The organism is Limnothrix sp. FACHB-1083 (genome assembly GCF_014696485.1).
GTDB lineage: Bacteria > Cyanobacteriota > Cyanobacteriia > CACIAM-69d > CACIAM-69d > CACIAM-69d.
Map to the genome: position 1 here is coordinate 64,836 of NZ_JACJQD010000001.1, position 16,960 is coordinate 81,795.

The window sequence follows — 16,960 nt, forward strand, 5'->3', positions numbered from 1 at the left end:
AATGCTTTCAGTGGTTAAATGAACCATGAATGCCGATCAAGGGCTAGTGAAAGTCAGCAACTTTCCAGTTCTTGATGCGCCATTCCTCCGCTCTTGTGAACTTTCACTCTTCTTTAGACTTTCTCCTCAGAGCCATGGCCGAATCTCTCGCGCTGATTGACGATGACAACTGGGCTGCCAACTTAGAGCAAGTGATTCGTAATGCTCAAGATGGCGATACCATCATTGTTCCCAACTTCTCAGTTCAAGCCCTTGCTGAACGAGCCAAGGATGAATTATATCCTGATAAATTACTGCTCTTTGTGGTTCCAGAAACTGCCAACTCCGAAGCCAGCAATTAAGAGCAATTAATCTAACTTCATCAAACACTAATCAACAGTCCATGCAAAATCAATTCAGGAACTTACAGAAACTTAATTGCTCCAAAGCATTCATTTAAGTATCCAGTCAGTTATTGATCTGCTTGATTGTGTTGGATGACTTGATTATGTTTGATGACTTGATTGTGTTTGGTGATGCGTTGGGCTTAGGCCAGAACCAGAGCAACTGTGGCCAAATCGTTTGCAAAACCAAGGCGGTTCCCGATCGCCAGTGGTCGGGAGCCGCCTGTTGTTGTTTGAGGATTTGTAACCGGTGACTCAGCGATCGCCAGTAGGCGATCGAGAACCCCGCCAAATAGGTGGCCAAAATCAGACCCAAACCATGCTGAATGAAAAACTGGATGAGAAAACTTTCCCAGTGATGCCCAAGAATCATCGGAATAGCGACACGATTGCTAATAGTTACTCAATGAATTCAAAATCTTGAAGAAATTTTGAAAAAACTGAGCAAGCCCATTATATCGGAAGGCTAGATATCGTGAGGCCACATACTCCAGGGGCAGATGGTGCAGGGTCAGATATCCCGGGACGCAAGCAAGCTAGATATCCAAAAGCTCAGGAGCAAACTAATTGCTCAACCCATTATTGCTCAACCCATTACCGAACTAATTTGCGCAACTGAGCCAGCCACGGCGCACAGCGTGAACAATTCGATCGATTGCAGCCAAATCTTCGAGATCTAACGAGCAGCTCAACAGAGCACGGGACAGACCCCAGCGATCGCTCATGGTCAAGCACCGGGATTCCCAAACACGCGAAAACAGTTCTGCCAACATATCTTTGTAGAACCAGGTTGTTTGCGACATGTCTGTGAACCTCCCAGGGCATTTCAGAATTGGATTGCTAACAAAAAATTCGATGTTGATGTATCGGGTTTCAGTGCTCAGTGCCATGATCTTTGGAGTTGGTTAAGGGTTGGCGAAACAGGACAAAAGCCAGCTATGGGAGACAACTAATTTTTAAGAGTGATGAAGGCACTGGGCACTTGCGAATTAGTTATCTCGATGACATTAAATATGCCGTGATTTTGGCTTGAACGTTGTGATTCATCTGTAATTCAAGCCGTGATTATTTCCCCGCAATCGCGTGACGAAAGCCCATGATTGTGGGTGGTAATTTCACAGGCCAAGCGTGATCCACCGACAGAGGTGCTGTGATCCCGATCGCCCGGTGATCCCCCGCTGGGGCCCAACCCCTTGGGGCCGCCACCTCTTGCCCGCTGCCAGCCGCCATGGCCATCGCCCATCTGGGATGATTGAGAAGGCTCGTTTGGATTCCGAGATCACCAACGCCTTTCGCCGATTCCTTCAGCCTGGGTTCAGGCTTCACCGCGCGATCGCCCCGGAACAGTCACACCTTGGCTCAACTTCTATGCATTTCTGGGCAACCGCGATCGCGTCAAAACTTACAGAATCACGGCCAGCCCCTGCGTTATCACGGGCTAAGGGGCGATCGACTCCAACCCCCAAGCCTCGGCCAGCGATCGCCCAACCCGATTCACCCTTTATTGGCCCAACCCCGAAAGCCCATGACTCGGCCCACGCATCCGCCTATGAATGTGGACTCCTACGATCCAGGGGACTTTTACGATGAGATGTTTGCCGGCCCCGGTCAGCCCCGCCCCGAAGCCCAATTTTTGGTCGATCGCCTCCGATCGCTATCGGCCGCCGAGGTAAGCCAACGCCAAGAAGCAGCTCAAATTGCCCTCTTCCGGCAGGGGGTCACCTTCAATGTGTATGGAGCCAGCGAAGGTGTTGAGCGAGCCTTTCCCTTCGATATCATTCCGCGCATTATTAACGCCCAAGAATGGCAAACCCTCGAACAGGGTCTGAAACAGCGAATTCATGCCCTGAATTGCTTTTTACAGGATATCTATAGCGATCAAAAAATTATTGCAGATGGTATTTTGCCCCGCGATTTAATCGAATCAGCCAAGGGCTTTTTGCAGCCTTGCATGGGATTGCAGCCCCCCAAAGGCATTTGGTGCCACGTGACCGGAACCGACTTGGTGCGCGATCGCCAAGGGCAGTTTTATGTGCTCGAAGATAACCTGCGCTGCCCGTCGGGCATTTCCTACGTTTTGGAAAATCGGCGCGTGATGAAAAGCACCTTCCCCAAGGTCTTTGAAAACGCCAACATTCAGGCGGTGGATGAATATCCGTCGCGATTATTGGAAACGCTGCTGAACCTTACGCCCGATCGCCTGGCCAATCCCACCGTCGTTGTGCTCACGCCGGGAATCTACAATTCCGCCTATTTTGAGCATTCTTTCCTGGCTCAACAAATGGGCGTGGAGCTGGTGGAGGGGCGAGACCTGGTGGTAGCCGATGGCTATTTGCAAATGCAAACCACCAAAGGCCTGCAACGGGTGGATGCCATTTATCGACGGATTGACGACGACTTCATCGATCCTCAGGTGTTTCGCCCCGATTCTATGTTGGGCGTGCCTGGGCTAACGGATGTGTATCGATCGGGACGAGTGGCGATCGCCAATGCGCTGGGAACTGGCGTGGCCGACGACAAGGCGGTTTATGCCTACGTGCCCAAAATGATTCGCTACTACCTGAATGAAGAGGCCATGATCCCCAACGTGCCCACCTATCTTTGTTGGGAACCGGCGGACTTGACCTATGTGCTGGAACATTTGGATTCATTGGTGGTCAAGGCGGCCAACGAATCCGGGGGCTATGGCATGTTGATTGGCCCCCAATCCACCGCCGAGCAACAGGCCGATTTTGCCGATCGAATCCGGGCCAACCCCCGCAACTACATCGCCCAACCCACCCTCTGTCTGTCGCGGGTTCCCACCCTGCTCGATGGGGAGTTTGAGGGCTGCCATGTGGATTTGCGCCCCTATGTTCTCTACGGGGAGGATATCTATGTGCATCCCGGCGGTCTGACACGGGTGGCCCTGCGTCGGGGATCGCTGGTGGTCAACTCTTCCCAAGGGGGCGGCTCCAAGGACACTTGGGTGTTGATGGATTAGGCATTGCAATCGAAAAAAATCACCCAACCGATCGGGCTGGGTGACTCTTGAATTGCCTTTTTGGCACGGGATCCAGAAACCTGAATCCCAAATTTGCATAGAAGTGGGGAATCTGGCCCCAACGAACCTAAGCTTGGCGAGAACCTAAGCTTGGCGAGAGTAGTACTCAACCACCAGCAGTTCGTTGATTTGCAGCGCCACCCACTCGCGATCGATCACGCTGTTCACCTTGCCGGTCAACTTTTCCTTATCAAATTCCAGGTGGCTGGGCATGTTGGCCAAACCGGGGAATTGCAGGTTGTTTTCCACAATTTTGCGCGATTGATCTTTCGGCCGCACCGTAACCACGTCCCCAGGACGGCACTGGTAGCTAGCCACGTCCACGCGCCGGCCGTTGACCATGATGTGGCCATGGTTCACCAACTGACGAGCGGCAGGAATGGTGGGAGCCATGCCCAAACGGAACACGGTGTTATCTAGGCGCATTTCCAGCAGTTGCAACAGCACCGTTCCCGTGGAACCGGCTGCCCGACGAGCTTTCCGAACGTAGCGCAACATTTGGCGCTCGCTGACACCATAGTTAAACCGCAGCTTTTGCTTTTCTTCCAAGCGCACGGCATATTCCGAACGCTTTTTGCGGTTTTGGCCATGTTGTCCGGGCGGGTAGGCACGCTTGGCACTCTTGCGGGTCAAACCCGGCAGCTCGCCCAAACGACGCACAATGCGGAGACGCGGACCTCTGTATCGAGACATAACTAAGACTTTAGATTCCTTTCCTTGTTGCGGTTTTTGCGCCTAATCGACAACGGGAAGGACGGTTGGAGATCAAGCAACGCAAGCTTCTGAGCCAGAAAGCTTATGACAAACGTGCCAGCCGCGGCATACGTTTCCAGACTGACCAGTATACAGGTATTGGCGCGATCGCCCTAATGTTTTGCACAAAATTCCCGCGCATTTTTTGCGTGGCAACGGCGCAGTCATGCGGGCTGGATTTTTGGGGCCATTGCTTGGCGGACTTGGATGATTTTGTTGGCTGGGCCGATCGATCCAAAATCGCCCGGGCCGATCGGTGGTTTGGCCCTGGATCACGGATCCCTGTGCGATCGACCGGTGAGGTGGCCGCCGGATTCCGGTGAGTCTCGGGCTAGGATAGGACAATTGCGAATGCCGGGCGATCGCCCCTTGGGGCCAGGCCCCCGCGCCGATTTCCCATCATCCGGTTGCAAACTGCCCGATCGGGTCTGTCAACCAGGTTCCTTCTGAATCCCTTCCCCGCTTGCCCATGCAACAAGATCCACCCTCATTGCCCACGGAGGTGATTGTCACCCACCCTCGTGAGTCCCTCGGTGATGTGCAACTTGATTGGCATCCTCAGCCCGGCAGCTACTTAGACTTGGCCGGCAAGACCTACGCAGTCTTGGAACGACACCATCGCTATCAACTGCGATCGGGCCGCTACCATCTCTACAAGATTGCGTTGCATGTGCAGGCGACCCAGCGCCCCTCGGAGCAAAATTTCTTTGAAGGTCAATGGATCATTGGCGATCCGCGCTGTCGATTCAATGCGCGATCGGAACTGCTCCGTTGTGCCGTGAACCCGTCGGGCCCCTGCTTGGGCTGTCGCTCCTTTGAACTGATTCCTAAGCGGGCCTAATGATCCAGATGATCAAGCCCCATTCAGCCTAGCTGGGTTGAGCTGTCTGGGCCTAAATCATGGGGGGATCCCGCAGTTGGCGAGATCCCCCCAAAATGTTCAAGCGGCAGTTCAGGGCCCGGCCTCAAAGCACTAGCTTCAAAATGCCAGTTTTAAAACGCCAACTTTAAAACGCTACCCTTAAAACTCCAACTGCCGATCCCGATCGCGGTAGAAATTTGGCTCCGACTCTGGGCCACCTTGCATCCGAGCTTTGGCCTTGGCGGCACTGCGCTTCAGGGATTGCAGTCGCGATTCATACCGGCTGCGCAATTTCTTTTTAGGGGTTTGTTCCACCAGAGTTTTCAGGGCGCTGCCCAAACTTTTGTAGGCATTGGGCAAGGAATAGCCAAACCGAGCGGCTAAGGCGATCGCCTTTTCATCGGCCTCGATCGACTCTTTCAGTTGCCGATCGCTGTTGTTTTTCTGATAGAGCCGCCAGCCAGACACCCCACACAGCCCCAAGGCCAACAGCAGCAACAGGCCGTCTTGTACCCACAGTTCACCCACCGCACCGCCTAGCCCGATCGCCAGGGCCGCCATTTCCCAGCCGTCGCGCGGGATGGTGTCGTTTTGAATGCGGGCCACCTCGTGCCAAAACAGCAAATTGCGCTGATCCTTCGCGAATTGCTCCCAGGCCACCAAATCCACCTGAATTTCCACCTGATCCTTGCCGATTTCTTCGCAACGAATCAGGGGCGGATTCACGTCCATGGCCTTTTCAACGGTTACCCAGCTCTGTAGCTCAGGGGGCAACAGGCTTTTGAGTCGTCGAAGTTCGCTGAGATCCGATCGAGCTGTGGAAAACGAGGTCATTGCAACTGGTATCCAAACCGAAAAAGCACCGGAAACAACCCGAATCTAGCTGGGGAGAGCAACCCACCCCGGCATCCGTCGATCAACTGTTCTAAGGTTCTGGGCAAGGTTCTGGACAATGGCGATCGCACCCTGGGCTGGTGGCTCCGTTTAATGGGAATTAATGGAAACCAAGCCATCGATCGCTGGGGAACCTTGTCCGGCTCTGGCTGATCAGGGGCCCATGCCAACTTGCGGAACAGTGCTCGTTGATTGGTGATCTGATCGGGTATTTGCAGTATATCGCGCCCCGTTTCCGGCTCCCGGTCGCCAATCGCACATCTTCAGCGGTTGCCATGGGGTTCTGCCACGGTTCCACCACCATTGGCCAGGGTTCGATCGGGTGGGGGCCCTGGGCTGGATTGTGCCACTGGCAACCCTAACCGCTGATTCCCATTGACCAGACCCTAATCAGCAAAAACGCCCTTGTGCCAAGCGACAAGAGCGTTCCCAATCAACAGGCAGCCAAAATTACATCGACGAACCAAGACCGACGTAAGCGCCATAGAAAAACAAACCGACAACACCGATGACACCAATACCGGCGATCGTGCCGACAACCCACAGGGGAATTCGTCCGCCTCCAGACACAGCCGTGACCTCCTTAGTAAGGAAATAGGGTTTGATGAGGACGCGCCACTAGAGCGCATCACACTGACAGTTTCCCCAGCTCAGGGCTGGAGGATGTTGATCGTTCGTTGACCATTCAACGATCATTCAACGAATGCTTCATCAATTCAGCAGCCAATCAGCAGCCAAGGCTTAAACCGGAGCCTAAGTTCTTGAGCGGCTCAGTTGACCAGCCTAGTTGAAGAAGTAGCTGGACATCAAAATGCCAATCACGAAAATAAACAGCAGACCCAGATAGAGCGAAGTCCGGTTCAGCTCTACGGGTTGCTTGTTGGGGTTAGGGCTACGTTCCACAGTGACAATCTCCTAGCGCTGAATGAACTGCATGGCCGCGATCGCGCCCAGGAAGAACACCGTCGGTACTGCCAGTGCGTGAACTGACAACCAACGAACGGTAAAAATCGGGTAAACAACGGGCTGGTTGGGATTCTGCGTCGCCATGATTGTTAAAAACGCTCAATAACTACTTCTGCAAGAACTGATCAATCTGAGTCTTAGCGCCTTGACGGATTTGCACGATCGGCACTTCGGTGCGCGTCTCGGTGAAGTATGCGTTGGGGCGGGGCGTTCCGAATGCGTCGTAGGCCAAGCCCGTGCTGACAAACAACCAACCAGCGATAAACAGAGCCGGGATGGTGATGCTGTGGATGACCCAATAGCGGATGCTCGTTACGATGTCCGAAAACGGACGCTCACCAGTTGATCCAGATGACATAGTCTCTTTAGTCTTCTCTCAATGGAAAATTAAACAAGAGCTAGCGGCTTGCCCAATCATTCAACCCGGAAACCGCTGAGTTTTGGGAACTTCAGCGACGGCCGGAGAATGGGCAATTGCTGGTTTCCATGATACAGAACGAGGGAAAAACTCCACAAGCCAATCCTGGGCGATCGAGCTTTTTGCGAGGGGCGGCGGGGATCGGGCGATCGCTGGGGATGCGTCTCGCGATTATCACGAACCGGCACATGAACCGATGCAGAAACCGGCGACTAATCCACCAGCGATCGAGCACCAACAACGCTCCCGGCCGCAACTCACCGAAAATCGATGGACAAAGCCGCGATCGCCTTAGCTGGCAGCCGGAGCTGCGGTATTGAGCTTGGCTGTGCCATAGCGCAAGATTACGCCGTTTTGGCCCAGCACAAAGCCCTGATCCTGCCCAAAGAACAGAATTCGGTAGAAATTGGAGGGCACATCGCCGACGGCGCGATCCTTCTGCCAGGTTTTACCGCCGTCATAGCTGGCGAGCAAGTCGCCGCTCCCCCCGGTAATCCACAGCTCCTGATCATTGCGATAGGCCAAGTCCAGCAGCCCAAGGCTGTTGCGCAGTTCGGGGCTGGTGGTGGCGGCCCAGGTTTCCACATCGGTGGGGCTGCTGAATTGCACCTGGCCCCCGCGTGCGAGAGACCACAGGCGATCGTCAGGGCCAAAGCCCATGTTTTGCAGACGGCGCGAGCTGTTGCGGTTGTGTTGCTGCCAAGCTTCATCGCCAGGAGTCCAGGTGGAGTAGTAGCTCCCCCGCGAGGAAACGGAGACGTATTTACCGCTGCTCGATCGGGAAACGTTGCGCACCACCCCGATCGACTCTTGCACCATGGCTTTCCAGTTGCGGCCGCCGTCCGTGGTGCGGTAAATGGCTCCCAAGTCGGTCATCATTTCGGCCTGCTGGGATCCCAAAGCCACAATCAAGCGTGGATCGCCGGGCAGTTGGTTGCTGAGGGGAATTTCCGACCAGGTTTTACCCTCATCGGTGGTATGCAGCAGGATGGCGGGCTTACCGACAATCCAGCCCTCCTTGCCCGAGAAACTCACGGACTCCAAGTTATAGGGCGAGTCACCCAAATCCAGGGACTTATCGGCCCAGGTTTTACCACCGTCAGTGGTTTCCAGGATGGTGGCCCCTTTACCCACCATCCAGCCGTGGGGCCCCTTGCCCACCAGGGTCACATCCAACATGGTTTGTTCGGTGGGCAGGTTAATCACCTCCCAGGGGTTGGCCGCTACGGAGTCAATTTTGCGAGCGGTGCAGCCCACGCAAAGCAGGGCCGCAAACAGGACAGGCAATAATTTGGGGAATAGATTACGAAGCCAGTGGGTCATGGGATGAATGGGATGATGAGGTGACCGGAATCGAGAGTTTCGGTGCGGTCTGAAAGGGGTGCTCAGCGGGAATCAGCCAAGGGAACTGCCTTGGGCTAATTCAAACCATAAAAGCTCAGGAGCAACAGAATTCCCAGGCCCAAAACGCTGAAAATGAGGACGTTTTTTGCACCGGGAGTGAGGGTGTTAACCCCAATGCCGTAGCCGAGGTTTTCGTCAAATCCGGAGGCTTTGCCGGCGGGGCCGATGCTTTTGAATTGATATTTTTTCACGCCACAAACGGGACAGCGCCAATTTTCAGGCAGGGTCTCGAAGGGGGTGTTGGGGGCCACGTTCCGACGCTCATCCCCCTTGCCGGGTTCGTAGACATAGCCACAGGAGCGGCATTCATAGCGATCGGGCGGGGCGGGGGCGGCCGGTTCCGAGGAGGTGGCCTCGATCGCGCTGGAGTCGGCAGCCGCGATCGGTTCGATCGGTGAGTCCTCTGGTGGATGAGTCATGGGTTGCGACAGGAAGCGTGAAGATCGAAACGACGGGAATTCAACCGAGCCGATCGAGGTCAGGACTCGATCGGATTTAGCCCCATGGAGCCGGGCACAGGCCCATGCTCCGCCACCGTTAACCTGGGCTAGTTAACGTGGGCTAATTACTGGGATTAAAAGATTGTCTTAACGATTATCGCACAGGCGCGATCGCCCCTCTGGTCTAGGCTCTGGGGCGATCGACCCTGCGCAAAATCCCCGAAAAAGCCATCAAATCCCCAGCATCCAAAGTTTTCATCGATTCGTTCATGTCAGAATAATGAGCGCCAGCTTCCAGCAGCTTCCAGCAAGTGATGGCCAGCCCTTGGGTTGGCAAACCCTGGGTGAATCCGACCCCAGGTTGGGAAAAAAGGCGCTGATCCCCGCTTTAGAGTTCTCCAGCAGTACCCCCAGATATGTTTACGCTGAGTGGCTATGAATACTTTCTAGGCTTCCTGCTGCTTTGCGGCATTGTGCCTGTGCTTGCCCTAGGTGCTTCTGCCGTTGTGCGCCCCAAGCGTCCTGGCAAGGAACGGCGCACGACCTACGAATCAGGGATGGAGCCGATCGGCGGAGCTTGGATTCAGTTCAATATCCGTTACTACATGTTTGCACTGGTTTTCGTGGTCTTTGACGTGGAAACCGTGTTTCTATACCCCTGGGCGGTGGCTTTTAGCCGCTTGGGTCTGTTGGCTTTCATTGAGGCCCTGGTCTTCATTGCCATCCTGGTCATTGCCCTTGTTTATGCCTGGCGCAAAGGAGCGTTGGAATGGTCGTAACACCGAACCCTAACCCGATCGAGTCCGTGGGTCGTCCGCAGATCACGCAAGATCTGTCGGAAAACGTGATTTTGACCACGGTGGATGACCTCTACAACTGGGCGAAGTTGTCGAGTTTGTGGCCGATGCTCTATGGCACGGCCTGTTGCTTCATTGAATTTGCGGCCCTGATTGGCTCCCGTTTTGACTTTGACCGCTTTGGACTGGTGCCCCGCTCCAGCCCGCGCCAGGCAGATTTGTTGATCACCGCTGGAACGATCACCATGAAAATGGCTCCGGCCCTGGTGCGCTTGTATGAGCAAATGCCAGAGCCGAAATATGTGATCGCCATGGGCGCTTGCACGATCACGGGTGGCATGTTCAGCGTGGACTCACCTTCGGCCGTGCGCGGTGTGGATAAGTTGATTCCGGTGGATGTGTATCTGCCCGGTTGCCCGCCCCGTCCGGAAGCGATCGTGGATGCGATTATCAAGCTGCGCAAAAAGGTGGCTAATGAGTCACTGGCGGAGCGCGGAGCCACAGCTCAAACCAACCGCTACTACACGATCGACCACCAAATGAAGCCAACTTCGCCGATTTTGACCGGTCGCTATTTGCAAGAGCCGGGCCGACAAGCCCCGCCCAAGAGCCTGACCGACGCGATCGGGCTGCCCGTGCCGCCCGCGCTGTTGACCGATCGGGCCAAACAGGAAGCTTAGGAGACGCAACGCATGGCCGACGAAACCCAACCCACCGATCTCGCCACCAACGAAGCCGGTGCGATCGCCCTCAAAGGGGATATTTCCCAATGGCTGACCAGCAACGGCTTCGGTAACGAACTGCTGGAAATCGATGATTTGGGCGTGGAAGTGATCAAGGTCGATCGGGACAAATGGCTGCCGATCGCCACCGCCCTCTACGCCTACGGGTTTAATTACCTTCAATGTCAGTGTGCCTACGACCTGGGCCCCGGTGAAGACCTCGTGAGTCTTTATCACCTGGTGCAGGTGGCCGACAACGTGACCAAGCCCAAGGAAGTGCGTGTCAAGGTGTTCCTGCCGCGTGCCAACCCAACCGTAGCCTCGGTCTACTGGATCTGGAAAGGCGCTGACTGGCAAGAACGCGAAGCCTACGACATGTACGGCATTGTCTACGAAGGTCACCCGAGCCTGAAGCGGATTCTGATGCCAGAAGATTGGGTGGGCTGGCCCTTGCGCAAGGACTATATCTCGCCGGACTTCTACGAACTTCAGGATGCCTATTAGGCCGTCCCAATCAACGATACTCAAAGCCCTCGGATCGCGATTTGATCGATCCGAGGGCTTTGCAGCCTATGGGGAATCATCAAAAGGTTGAAAAGTCAAAAGGTTGAAAGGTTGAAAGGTTGAAAACACTCGCTGATCGGCTACACAAGAGCCACGCAAATATAACCGGCTAGTTGGGTAAGCTATTGCGATTTGCGCCGTCCCGCGCCTGATTTTGGTTATTTGCCGGAGTGCCGCCACGCTGGTTGTTAGGGCGATTGTTCGATCGCCCCGGAGCCTGGCCAGCACCGGGTGTGCCAAAGCGAGCCGACTGCACCGCTCCTGTATTACCCAGTTTCCGTTCTGTGCCCTCGTTGTAGCTCAGGAATGTCCCTCCCGCATTGCCCGTCACCACCACCACATTGCGCTGACCCGTCACCAAACGCTGGGTTCCTTCGGGCAAGACCCCTTCATAGGTCACCTTGCCATCGGTCAGAATTCGCACCCAAGAACGGGCCGTGAGCCGCACATTCACCCGCACTGGGGCGATCGGGGCCAGGTTGAGCCGCTGTGGAAAGCGAATTTGGCTAGCAATTCCCTGAGCCACCAACACCCCGTCACCCCCACTGGCTAGGGCTGGAACGGGCGATCGCGCAGGACTGCTGGTCGCAGCAGGGCGGGGCGACTGGGCCGCCGTGCGCCTCGGCGAAGGCGTGGGGGTCGTGGCACGAGGACTCGGACTCGTGGTGGGCTTCGGTGTGGCAGAAGCCGTAGGAGTCGGGCTGGGCGAAGGGCTAGGTGATGGACTGGGGCTAGGAGTCGGTGAAGGGCTGGGGCTAGGGGTAGGAGTCGGTGAAGGGCTAGGCGAAGGCGTGGGGCTAGGTGAAGGGCTAGCGGCCGCCGTCGGGCGAGCTGGGGTACTGGGGCTGGCGGTCGATCGGGGAGTCGGCGTAACCGCCGGGCTGGGTGAAGCAACCGGCGGCTGCACAATCACCGTGCTGGGGGCCGGCTGGCTTTGGCGCAACAGGGCCGACAGACCCAACACCGACGCAATCAGGACACCGATATACAGCATCACCAAATGGGCCGGCTTGAGCTGGGGAGCAGGAATCACCGACAGCACCCGTTGGGAGCGCACGGGGACTATGCCATTTTGCAGCGGATATTCCTGGGCAATTTCGGAACCATCCAACCCCAAAGCCGTGGCGTACTTGGCAATAAACCCGCGCACATAAACCGGCTCGGGCAGCGAGGACGAGTCGGCCGCCTCAAGTGCTTGCAGGATACGACGTTGAATTTTGGTGGTTGCCGCGACGGACTCGATCGTTAAGCCTTGGCTTTCGCGACATTCCCGCAGTCGAGCGCCGATTTCAACAAGGCGCTCAACTTGGGGCGAGTCAGCAGGCATCGTGCTGTCGTTCATATCCTTGTGGCTGCTGCGGTGCGTGATGCGGCGGAACGGGGAGGAGTTGGAAGATTGTACCGAGAGTTGGGGAGACGAAGACTCGTGACTATCCTAGCGACCGAGAGGCCATCTTGCGAAGGTTTAGACAACCACCATCAGAATTTTGAGGTCAGATTTTTGAGGTCAGAATCTTGAGGATGGTATTTGGGTCTGAGATTAGGATTGTCCCATGGGCTGGGTCTTGACCGATACCGCTCGCGACGCTTTTGGGAATTCAAGGGGAATTCCGGCAAGCATGATGATCAATCATGATCAATCGACGGGGGATGAGTCGGACTGGGATTAATGGGCTGATCCTAAGCCGGACTGGCGGCGCAACTGCTGAATTTCAGCGGCTGTCAGATGCCGATGCGTGCCGATCGGCAGCTCTTGACCCTGCTTTGATTTCAGGGTGAGCGAACCAATAGCAATACGGTGCAACTTTATCACCGGATGACCGAATAATTCGGCCATGCGTCGAATTTGCCGATTTCGACCTTCCACCAAAGTGATTTCCAGTTCCGTGCGATCGCCCTGAGGGTGATGCCCGCGCCCTTGCACCTCGCGGACTTGGGCCGGCAGCGTTGGGCGGCCATCCAATAAAATGCCCTGTCGCCATTGCGCCAACACTTGGGCGCTGGGCTGTCCCTGCACCCACACGCGATAGGTTTTGGGTTGGTGAAACCGAGGATGGGTGAGGGCGTGGGTCAGTTCCCCATCGTTGGTTAACAACAAGGCCCCAGTGGAATCCCAATCTAAGCGGCCCACGGGGTGCAGTCCCGTTTGCTCAACGAGCGATCGGGGAAGTAAATCCAACACGGTTCGCCGCTGTCGATCGTCTGCACAAGCCGACAGCACCCGAGCAGGCTTATTCAACAGTAGATAGATCAGTGTGGGGCGATCGGCTGGATGAACGGGCCGACCATCAACCTCAATTTGATCCACTGCGGGATTGACCACACAGCCCAATTGCGCCACCTGACCGTTGACCCGCACTCGCCCTTCCGTAATCCAAACTTCCGCATGGCGACGGGAAGCCAAGCCCCATTGGGACAATACCTTTTGCAACCGTTGCCCAGCTTGGGGCGCGATCGCGTGGGGGGCTGCCGTTGCCACTGGGGCGATCGGCTGGGTCAAGTCAGAGGCGGACGATCGGGCAGGGACAGTAGGACGGCGGCGACGACTCACGGGCGGGATGCTGAGGTTGGGGTAGGTGATGGGGTTGGGGTGGGTGATGGGGGCGGTTCGCAGCCTATCGTATGGCCCCGCAGCCAATCCAGCGCCCCTTGAGGACTGGGAATGGTATTAGTTTCCAGGGTGGCGATCGTCCAAGGATCATCAAGCTGCTGCTGCGATTGCCCCAAGGAAACCCCAAACCAGCGCCCGGAAACCGCCGCCTGGGTGCAAGCTGTTGTTTGGGGAATTTTGGCCGTGGTGCTCGATCGCGGTAGCAACAGAAGCTGCAAACCAACCACGGTCATTAGGGTGGTGATCGCAAGGCTGAGATTGTTTCGCATGTCGATCGCACCTCAAAACGCAGGACTCCAACGCGGCCCAGCCGCTGGGTAATCGTCGGTCAGCCTAAGGCCGCCAGATGTCAGGGGGTTGTCAATGGCATGTCAGACGGCATTTCAATCCATTAGCTTTCAGCAACTTTCGGATTTCAGCCAATTCTGACTGCCATTGAAAACCGGATTCTGATCCTCAGAAGATACAGGGATTGATTCGGTTCCCGTGCGATCGATTTAACAGGATGGTTGCGATCGAGATCGGTTGCGTCGGCTGCAATCGATCGGGACCCAGCCGCCCACACCGGCCCAAGCCCCTATAATCTGAAAGCCAATCCTTCCGTTGAACCATGGTCGTTGAATTCGCCGACTCCGCCAAACTGGCTGTGGAAGTTAACCGCCGCCGCAACTTTGCCATCATTTCCCACCCGGACGCGGGGAAAACCACCCTCACGGAAAAGTTGCTCCTGTATGGCGGTGCAATTCACGAAGCCGGTTCCGTGCGGGCCCGTCGCGACCAGCGCCAGGCCACCTCAGACTGGATGGAATTGGAAAAGCAACGGGGCATTTCCATCACCTCCACGGTGTTGCAGTTTGAATATCGTGACTGCCAAATTAATTTGTTGGATACGCCCGGTCACCAAGATTTCAGCGAAGACACTTACCGCACCCTGGCCGCTGCGGATAATGCGGTGATGTTGATTGATGCGGCTAAAGGGTTGGAGCCACAAACGCGCAAACTTTTTGAGGTTTGCCGGTTGCGGAAATTGCCGATTTTTACCTTTGCCAACAAGCTCGATCGCCCCTCTCAAGAACCGCTGAATCTATTAGATGAAATTGAAAAAGAACTAAAACTCGCCACCTATCCAGTGAACTGGCCGATCGGGACGGGCGATCGCTTCAAAGGAGTGTTCGATCGCCGCACTCGGAAAGTGCATCTGTTCCAGCGATCGCGCCACGGCAGCAAAATGGCCGGCGAAACCACCCTGGACTTGGACGCACCGGAACTGCTGGAACTGGTGGAACCGGATGTTTATCAAGCCTTTAGGGATGAACTGGAACTGATTGAAGAAGTGGGTTCTGAGTTGGATCTCGAAGCGGTTTTGGCCGGCGAACTCACCCCCGTTTTCTTCGGTAGTGCCATGACCAATTTTGGGGTGCAACTGTTTCTCGATGCCTTCTTGGACTATGCGGCCAAGCCAGGCCCCCGCACCGCCCGAACTGGATCCGTTGACCCAACCCATGAGCATTTTTCGGGCTTTGTCTTCAAGTTGCAGGCCAACATGGATCCGAAACACCGCGATCGGGTGGCCTTTGTGCGGGTTTGCTCCGGCAAATTCGAGAAAGACATGGTGGTGACCCATGCGCGATCGGGCAAAAGCTTACGATTGGCTCGGCCGCAAAAACTCTTTGCCCAGGATCGCGAATCCGTTGAGGAAGCCTATGCGGGCGATGTCATTGGCTTAAACAATCCTGGAGCCTTCTCGATCGGGGACACCATTTACATCGGCCCCAAAATTGAATACGAAGGCATTCCTTGTTTTTCACCGGAACTCTTTGCCTATTTGCGAAACCCTAACCCCTCTAAATTCAAACAATTTCAGAAGGGAATTTCGGAACTTCGCGAAGAAGGAGCCGTCCAAATCATGTATTCCACCGACGAAGCCAAGCGCGATCCAATTCTGGCGGCCGTGGGGCAACTGCAATTTGAAGTGGTGCAATTCCGCTTGCAAAGTGAATACGGTGTGGAATCACGGGTTGAGCTGCTGCCCTACTCCGTGGCCCGTTGGGTCACTGCCGGTTGGGATGAGCTAGCCAAAGTGGGCCGGTTGTTTAATGCCATGACCGTCAAAGATATGTGGGATCGTCCCGTTTTGTTGTTCAAAAACGAGTGGAATTGTCAACAGGTGGAGGGAGATCACCCCAGCCTACAACTCCAATCGATCGCACCCTTAACCTAATGACTTCACGATCTGCGACATTTGGCTATTTTGGGGGCTGGTTTGACCAACGCTTTGGGTCAGCCCCCCAAGCCCGCTATCCAACGTTCAAGTCAGCGATCGGGCTGTTTTTGCAACACTTGGGCGATCGGCGGGATGGGGTGATTGTGGAAACCGGCACTCAGCGACTACCCGACGACTGGGGAGCTGGCTGCTCAACCACCATCTTTGGTGAAACCCTAGAAACCTTTGATGGCGGTCGTCTTTGGACGGTGGATCTGTCGCCGGAAAATCTGACCACTTCCCAGCACTGCACCCAGCATGTGGCTCAGCGAATTGAGTATGTTTGCAGTGATTCGGTGACCTTCCTCAAACAGTTCGATCGCCCGATCGACTTGCTGTATTTGGATAGTTTGGATTGGTGGGACGATCCTCAAATTCAACAACAATCTCAGGCCCATCAACTGGCAGAAATTGAAGCCGCCTGGGATAAATTACGCCAAGGTTGCATCATTTTGCTCGATGACAATGGGTTGCCGGGCGGTGGCAAAGCCCGACTCACAAAGGAATTCTTAAGCCAGCAGGGTTGGAGCTGCATCCTCGACTATCAACAGAGTCTTTGGATTTCCGAGAAAGTCATGTTTTAAGTACATGTTCTAAGCTTGTGTTCTAAGCTTGTGTTCTAAATTTATGTTTTAGATACATGTTTTAGATGCATGTTTTAGATACAGGTCTTAAATTCATGCTTCAAAGTGCTGTTTGCAGGACTTTGATGGGATCACTGAAAAATTGAGACTGGAATTCTGTCACCATTTGAGGTAAACCTGCAATTAGAGTGTCTTGATGATGGGTGATGGGGCACTTCCCCGCGTTCCTTTGCTTGTTTCCTTCACCTTGGTTCTG

The 16,960-nt window shown here is 55.2% G+C and carries 24 protein-coding genes; 10 read left to right on the forward strand and 14 right to left on the reverse strand.

The window, feature by feature from the left end; genetic code table 11:
* Window positions 1–134 precede the first annotated feature (134 nt).
* Window positions 135–341, forward strand: a complete 207-nt coding sequence (locus tag H6F46_RS00215) for a hypothetical protein (protein ID WP_099534287.1) — start codon at window positions 135–137, stop codon at window positions 339–341.
* A gap of 106 nt (window positions 342–447) precedes the next feature.
* Here H6F46_RS00215 and H6F46_RS19120 read toward each other — a convergent pair whose 3' ends face one another.
* The 3 genes from H6F46_RS19120 to H6F46_RS00225 all read right to left on the reverse strand — a co-directional run bounded on the left by H6F46_RS19120 (window position 448) and on the right by H6F46_RS00225 (window position 1,613).
* Window positions 448–756: a hypothetical protein gene (locus H6F46_RS19120; protein ID WP_190354721.1), complete on the reverse strand. Its 309-nt coding sequence runs from the start codon at window positions 754–756 to the stop codon at window positions 448–450.
* Between the two features lie 229 nt (window positions 757–985).
* Window positions 986–1,186, reverse strand: coding sequence for a hypothetical protein (locus tag H6F46_RS00220; protein WP_099534289.1), 201 nt, complete (start codon window positions 1,184–1,186; stop codon window positions 986–988).
* A gap of 262 nt (window positions 1,187–1,448) precedes the next feature.
* The gene (locus H6F46_RS00225; RefSeq protein WP_190354722.1) at window positions 1,449–1,613 is read right to left on the reverse strand and encodes a hypothetical protein; all 165 of its coding nucleotides are present in this window, start codon (window positions 1,611–1,613) and stop codon (window positions 1,449–1,451) included.
* Window positions 1,614–1,932: 319 nt separating this feature from the next.
* Between H6F46_RS00225 and H6F46_RS00230 the strand changes: the two genes are divergently transcribed.
* Window positions 1,933–3,366, forward strand: coding sequence for a circularly permuted type 2 ATP-grasp protein (locus H6F46_RS00230; RefSeq protein ID WP_190354835.1), 1,434 nt, complete (start codon window positions 1,933–1,935; stop codon window positions 3,364–3,366).
* Window positions 3,367–3,510: 144 nt separating this feature from the next.
* Here the strand turns inward: H6F46_RS00230 and rpsD are convergent, their stop codons facing one another.
* Window positions 3,511–4,119: a 30S ribosomal protein S4 gene (gene rpsD, locus H6F46_RS00235; protein WP_099534291.1), complete on the reverse strand. Its 609-nt coding sequence runs from the start codon at window positions 4,117–4,119 to the stop codon at window positions 3,511–3,513.
* A gap of 267 nt (window positions 4,120–4,386) precedes the next feature.
* Here rpsD and H6F46_RS00240 point away from each other — a divergent pair, with 267 nt between their 5' ends.
* A complete protein-coding gene (locus H6F46_RS00240; RefSeq protein WP_190354723.1) occupies window positions 4,387–4,629 on the forward strand; it encodes a hypothetical protein in 243 nt (80 codons plus the stop codon).
* Between the two features lie 19 nt (window positions 4,630–4,648).
* The gene (locus H6F46_RS00245) at window positions 4,649–5,020 is read left to right on the forward strand and encodes a DUF6464 family protein (protein WP_099534293.1); all 372 of its coding nucleotides are present in this window, start codon (window positions 4,649–4,651) and stop codon (window positions 5,018–5,020) included.
* Between the two features lie 180 nt (window positions 5,021–5,200).
* On the opposite strand, the gene H6F46_RS00250 is transcribed toward H6F46_RS00245, so the two are convergent.
* From H6F46_RS00250 to psbE, 5 genes are all read right to left on the reverse strand, one after another.
* Window positions 5,201–5,875 carry a DUF3318 domain-containing protein gene (locus tag H6F46_RS00250; RefSeq protein ID WP_099534294.1) on the reverse strand — a complete coding sequence of 225 codons (675 nt, stop codon included), beginning with the start codon at window positions 5,873–5,875 and terminating at the stop codon, window positions 5,201–5,203.
* A 510-nt stretch (window positions 5,876–6,385) separates the two neighbouring features.
* Window positions 6,386–6,505, reverse strand: a complete 120-nt coding sequence (locus tag H6F46_RS00255) for a photosystem II reaction center protein J (protein ID WP_099534295.1) — start codon at window positions 6,503–6,505, stop codon at window positions 6,386–6,388.
* A 213-nt stretch (window positions 6,506–6,718) separates the two neighbouring features.
* Complete coding sequence (locus tag H6F46_RS00260) at window positions 6,719–6,838, reverse strand: photosystem II reaction center protein L (RefSeq protein ID WP_099534296.1); 120 nt, start codon at window positions 6,836–6,838, stop codon at window positions 6,719–6,721.
* A 12-nt stretch (window positions 6,839–6,850) separates the two neighbouring features.
* Window positions 6,851–6,985, reverse strand: a complete 135-nt coding sequence (psbF, locus tag H6F46_RS00265; RefSeq protein ID WP_099534297.1) for a cytochrome b559 subunit beta — start codon at window positions 6,983–6,985, stop codon at window positions 6,851–6,853.
* Window positions 6,986–7,007: 22 nt separating this feature from the next.
* A complete protein-coding gene (psbE, locus tag H6F46_RS00270) occupies window positions 7,008–7,259 on the reverse strand; it encodes a cytochrome b559 subunit alpha (RefSeq protein ID WP_099534298.1) in 252 nt (83 codons plus the stop codon).
* Window positions 7,260–7,341: 82 nt separating this feature from the next.
* On the opposite strand from psbE, the gene H6F46_RS00275 reads away from it, so the two are divergent.
* The gene (locus H6F46_RS00275) at window positions 7,342–7,614 is read left to right on the forward strand and encodes a hypothetical protein (protein ID WP_190354724.1); all 273 of its coding nucleotides are present in this window, start codon (window positions 7,342–7,344) and stop codon (window positions 7,612–7,614) included.
* On the opposite strand, the gene H6F46_RS00280 is transcribed toward H6F46_RS00275, so the two are convergent.
* The gene (locus H6F46_RS00280; protein ID WP_190354725.1) at window positions 7,611–8,642 is read right to left on the reverse strand and encodes a photosynthesis system II assembly factor Ycf48; all 1,032 of its coding nucleotides are present in this window, start codon (window positions 8,640–8,642) and stop codon (window positions 7,611–7,613) included. The two genes, H6F46_RS00275 and H6F46_RS00280, sit on opposite strands and share 4 nt — an antisense overlap.
* A gap of 95 nt (window positions 8,643–8,737) precedes the next feature.
* Window positions 8,738–9,142 carry a rubredoxin gene (locus H6F46_RS00285; protein ID WP_099534301.1) on the reverse strand — a complete coding sequence of 135 codons (405 nt, stop codon included), beginning with the start codon at window positions 9,140–9,142 and terminating at the stop codon, window positions 8,738–8,740.
* Between the two features lie 437 nt (window positions 9,143–9,579).
* On the opposite strand from H6F46_RS00285, the gene ndhC reads away from it, so the two are divergent.
* From ndhC to H6F46_RS00300, 3 genes are read left to right on the forward strand one after another with little or no spacing between them, the layout of a single operon-like run.
* Entirely contained in the window at window positions 9,580–9,942 is a 363-nt protein-coding gene (gene ndhC, locus H6F46_RS00290; protein WP_099534302.1) for a photosynthetic/respiratory NAD(P)H-quinone oxidoreductase subunit C, read from the forward strand.
* The gene (locus tag H6F46_RS00295) at window positions 9,933–10,640 is read left to right on the forward strand and encodes an NADH dehydrogenase subunit K (protein ID WP_099534303.1); all 708 of its coding nucleotides are present in this window, start codon (window positions 9,933–9,935) and stop codon (window positions 10,638–10,640) included. Before ndhC ends, H6F46_RS00295 begins: the two co-directional genes overlap by 10 nt.
* A gap of 12 nt (window positions 10,641–10,652) precedes the next feature.
* Complete coding sequence (locus H6F46_RS00300; RefSeq protein ID WP_099534304.1) at window positions 10,653–11,186, forward strand: NAD(P)H-quinone oxidoreductase subunit J; 534 nt, start codon at window positions 10,653–10,655, stop codon at window positions 11,184–11,186.
* A 169-nt stretch (window positions 11,187–11,355) separates the two neighbouring features.
* Here the strand turns inward: H6F46_RS00300 and H6F46_RS19670 are convergent, their stop codons facing one another.
* The 3 genes from H6F46_RS19670 to H6F46_RS00315 form a co-directional block, all read right to left on the reverse strand.
* Complete coding sequence (locus H6F46_RS19670; RefSeq protein ID WP_190404958.1) at window positions 11,356–12,573, reverse strand: helix-turn-helix domain-containing protein; 1,218 nt, start codon at window positions 12,571–12,573, stop codon at window positions 11,356–11,358.
* A gap of 339 nt (window positions 12,574–12,912) precedes the next feature.
* Window positions 12,913–13,701 carry a pseudouridine synthase gene (locus H6F46_RS00310; protein WP_099534308.1) on the reverse strand — a complete coding sequence of 263 codons (789 nt, stop codon included), beginning with the start codon at window positions 13,699–13,701 and terminating at the stop codon, window positions 12,913–12,915.
* A 92-nt stretch (window positions 13,702–13,793) separates the two neighbouring features.
* Entirely contained in the window at window positions 13,794–14,126 is a 333-nt protein-coding gene (locus H6F46_RS00315) for a hypothetical protein (RefSeq protein ID WP_190354727.1), read from the reverse strand.
* A 341-nt stretch (window positions 14,127–14,467) separates the two neighbouring features.
* Between H6F46_RS00315 and prfC the strand changes: the two genes are divergently transcribed.
* Both prfC and H6F46_RS00325 read left to right on the forward strand, forming a co-directional pair.
* A complete protein-coding gene (gene prfC, locus H6F46_RS00320) occupies window positions 14,468–16,078 on the forward strand; it encodes a peptide chain release factor 3 (RefSeq protein ID WP_190354728.1) in 1,611 nt (536 codons plus the stop codon).
* Window positions 16,078–16,704: a class I SAM-dependent methyltransferase gene (locus H6F46_RS00325; RefSeq protein ID WP_190354729.1), complete on the forward strand. Its 627-nt coding sequence runs from the start codon at window positions 16,078–16,080 to the stop codon at window positions 16,702–16,704. The genes prfC and H6F46_RS00325 overlap by 1 nt, the downstream gene beginning before the upstream one ends.
* The last annotated feature ends 256 nt before the right edge of the window (window positions 16,705–16,960 follow it).

What these genes read in the sequence shown, in the direction of transcription:
- H6F46_RS00215 (WP_099534287.1), top strand. Translation starts at nt 135, where the DNA reads ATGGCCGAATCTCTCGCGCTGATTGACGATGACAACTGGGCTGCCAAC.
- H6F46_RS19120 (WP_190354721.1), bottom strand. Translation starts at nt 756, where the DNA reads ATGATTCTTGGGCATCACTGGGAAAGTTTTCTCATCCAGTTTTTCATT.
- H6F46_RS00220 (WP_099534289.1), bottom strand. Translation starts at nt 1,186, where the DNA reads ATGTCGCAAACAACCTGGTTCTACAAAGATATGTTGGCAGAACTGTTT.
- H6F46_RS00225 (WP_190354722.1), bottom strand. Translation starts at nt 1,613, where the DNA reads ATGGCGGCTGGCAGCGGGCAAGAGGTGGCGGCCCCAAGGGGTTGGGCC.
- H6F46_RS00230 (WP_190354835.1), top strand. Translation starts at nt 1,933, where the DNA reads ATGAATGTGGACTCCTACGATCCAGGGGACTTTTACGATGAGATGTTT.
- rpsD (WP_099534291.1), bottom strand. Translation starts at nt 4,119, where the DNA reads ATGTCTCGATACAGAGGTCCGCGTCTCCGCATTGTGCGTCGTTTGGGC.
- H6F46_RS00240 (WP_190354723.1), top strand. Translation starts at nt 4,387, where the DNA reads ATGATTTTGTTGGCTGGGCCGATCGATCCAAAATCGCCCGGGCCGATC.
- H6F46_RS00245 (WP_099534293.1), top strand. Translation starts at nt 4,649, where the DNA reads ATGCAACAAGATCCACCCTCATTGCCCACGGAGGTGATTGTCACCCAC.
- H6F46_RS00250 (WP_099534294.1), bottom strand. Translation starts at nt 5,875, where the DNA reads ATGACCTCGTTTTCCACAGCTCGATCGGATCTCAGCGAACTTCGACGA.
- psbF (WP_099534297.1), bottom strand. Translation starts at nt 6,985, where the DNA reads ATGGCGACGCAGAATCCCAACCAGCCCGTTGTTTACCCGATTTTTACC.
- psbE (WP_099534298.1), bottom strand. Translation starts at nt 7,259, where the DNA reads ATGTCATCTGGATCAACTGGTGAGCGTCCGTTTTCGGACATCGTAACG.
- H6F46_RS00280 (WP_190354725.1), bottom strand. Translation starts at nt 8,642, where the DNA reads ATGACCCACTGGCTTCGTAATCTATTCCCCAAATTATTGCCTGTCCTG.
- H6F46_RS00285 (WP_099534301.1), bottom strand. Translation starts at nt 9,142, where the DNA reads ATGACTCATCCACCAGAGGACTCACCGATCGAACCGATCGCGGCTGCC.
- ndhC (WP_099534302.1), top strand. Translation starts at nt 9,580, where the DNA reads ATGTTTACGCTGAGTGGCTATGAATACTTTCTAGGCTTCCTGCTGCTT.
- H6F46_RS00295 (WP_099534303.1), top strand. Translation starts at nt 9,933, where the DNA reads ATGGTCGTAACACCGAACCCTAACCCGATCGAGTCCGTGGGTCGTCCG.
- H6F46_RS00300 (WP_099534304.1), top strand. Translation starts at nt 10,653, where the DNA reads ATGGCCGACGAAACCCAACCCACCGATCTCGCCACCAACGAAGCCGGT.
- H6F46_RS19670 (WP_190404958.1), bottom strand. Translation starts at nt 12,573, where the DNA reads ATGCCTGCTGACTCGCCCCAAGTTGAGCGCCTTGTTGAAATCGGCGCT.
- H6F46_RS00315 (WP_190354727.1), bottom strand. Translation starts at nt 14,126, where the DNA reads ATGCGAAACAATCTCAGCCTTGCGATCACCACCCTAATGACCGTGGTT.
- prfC (WP_190354728.1), top strand. Translation starts at nt 14,468, where the DNA reads ATGGTCGTTGAATTCGCCGACTCCGCCAAACTGGCTGTGGAAGTTAAC.
- H6F46_RS00325 (WP_190354729.1), top strand. Translation starts at nt 16,078, where the DNA reads ATGACTTCACGATCTGCGACATTTGGCTATTTTGGGGGCTGGTTTGAC.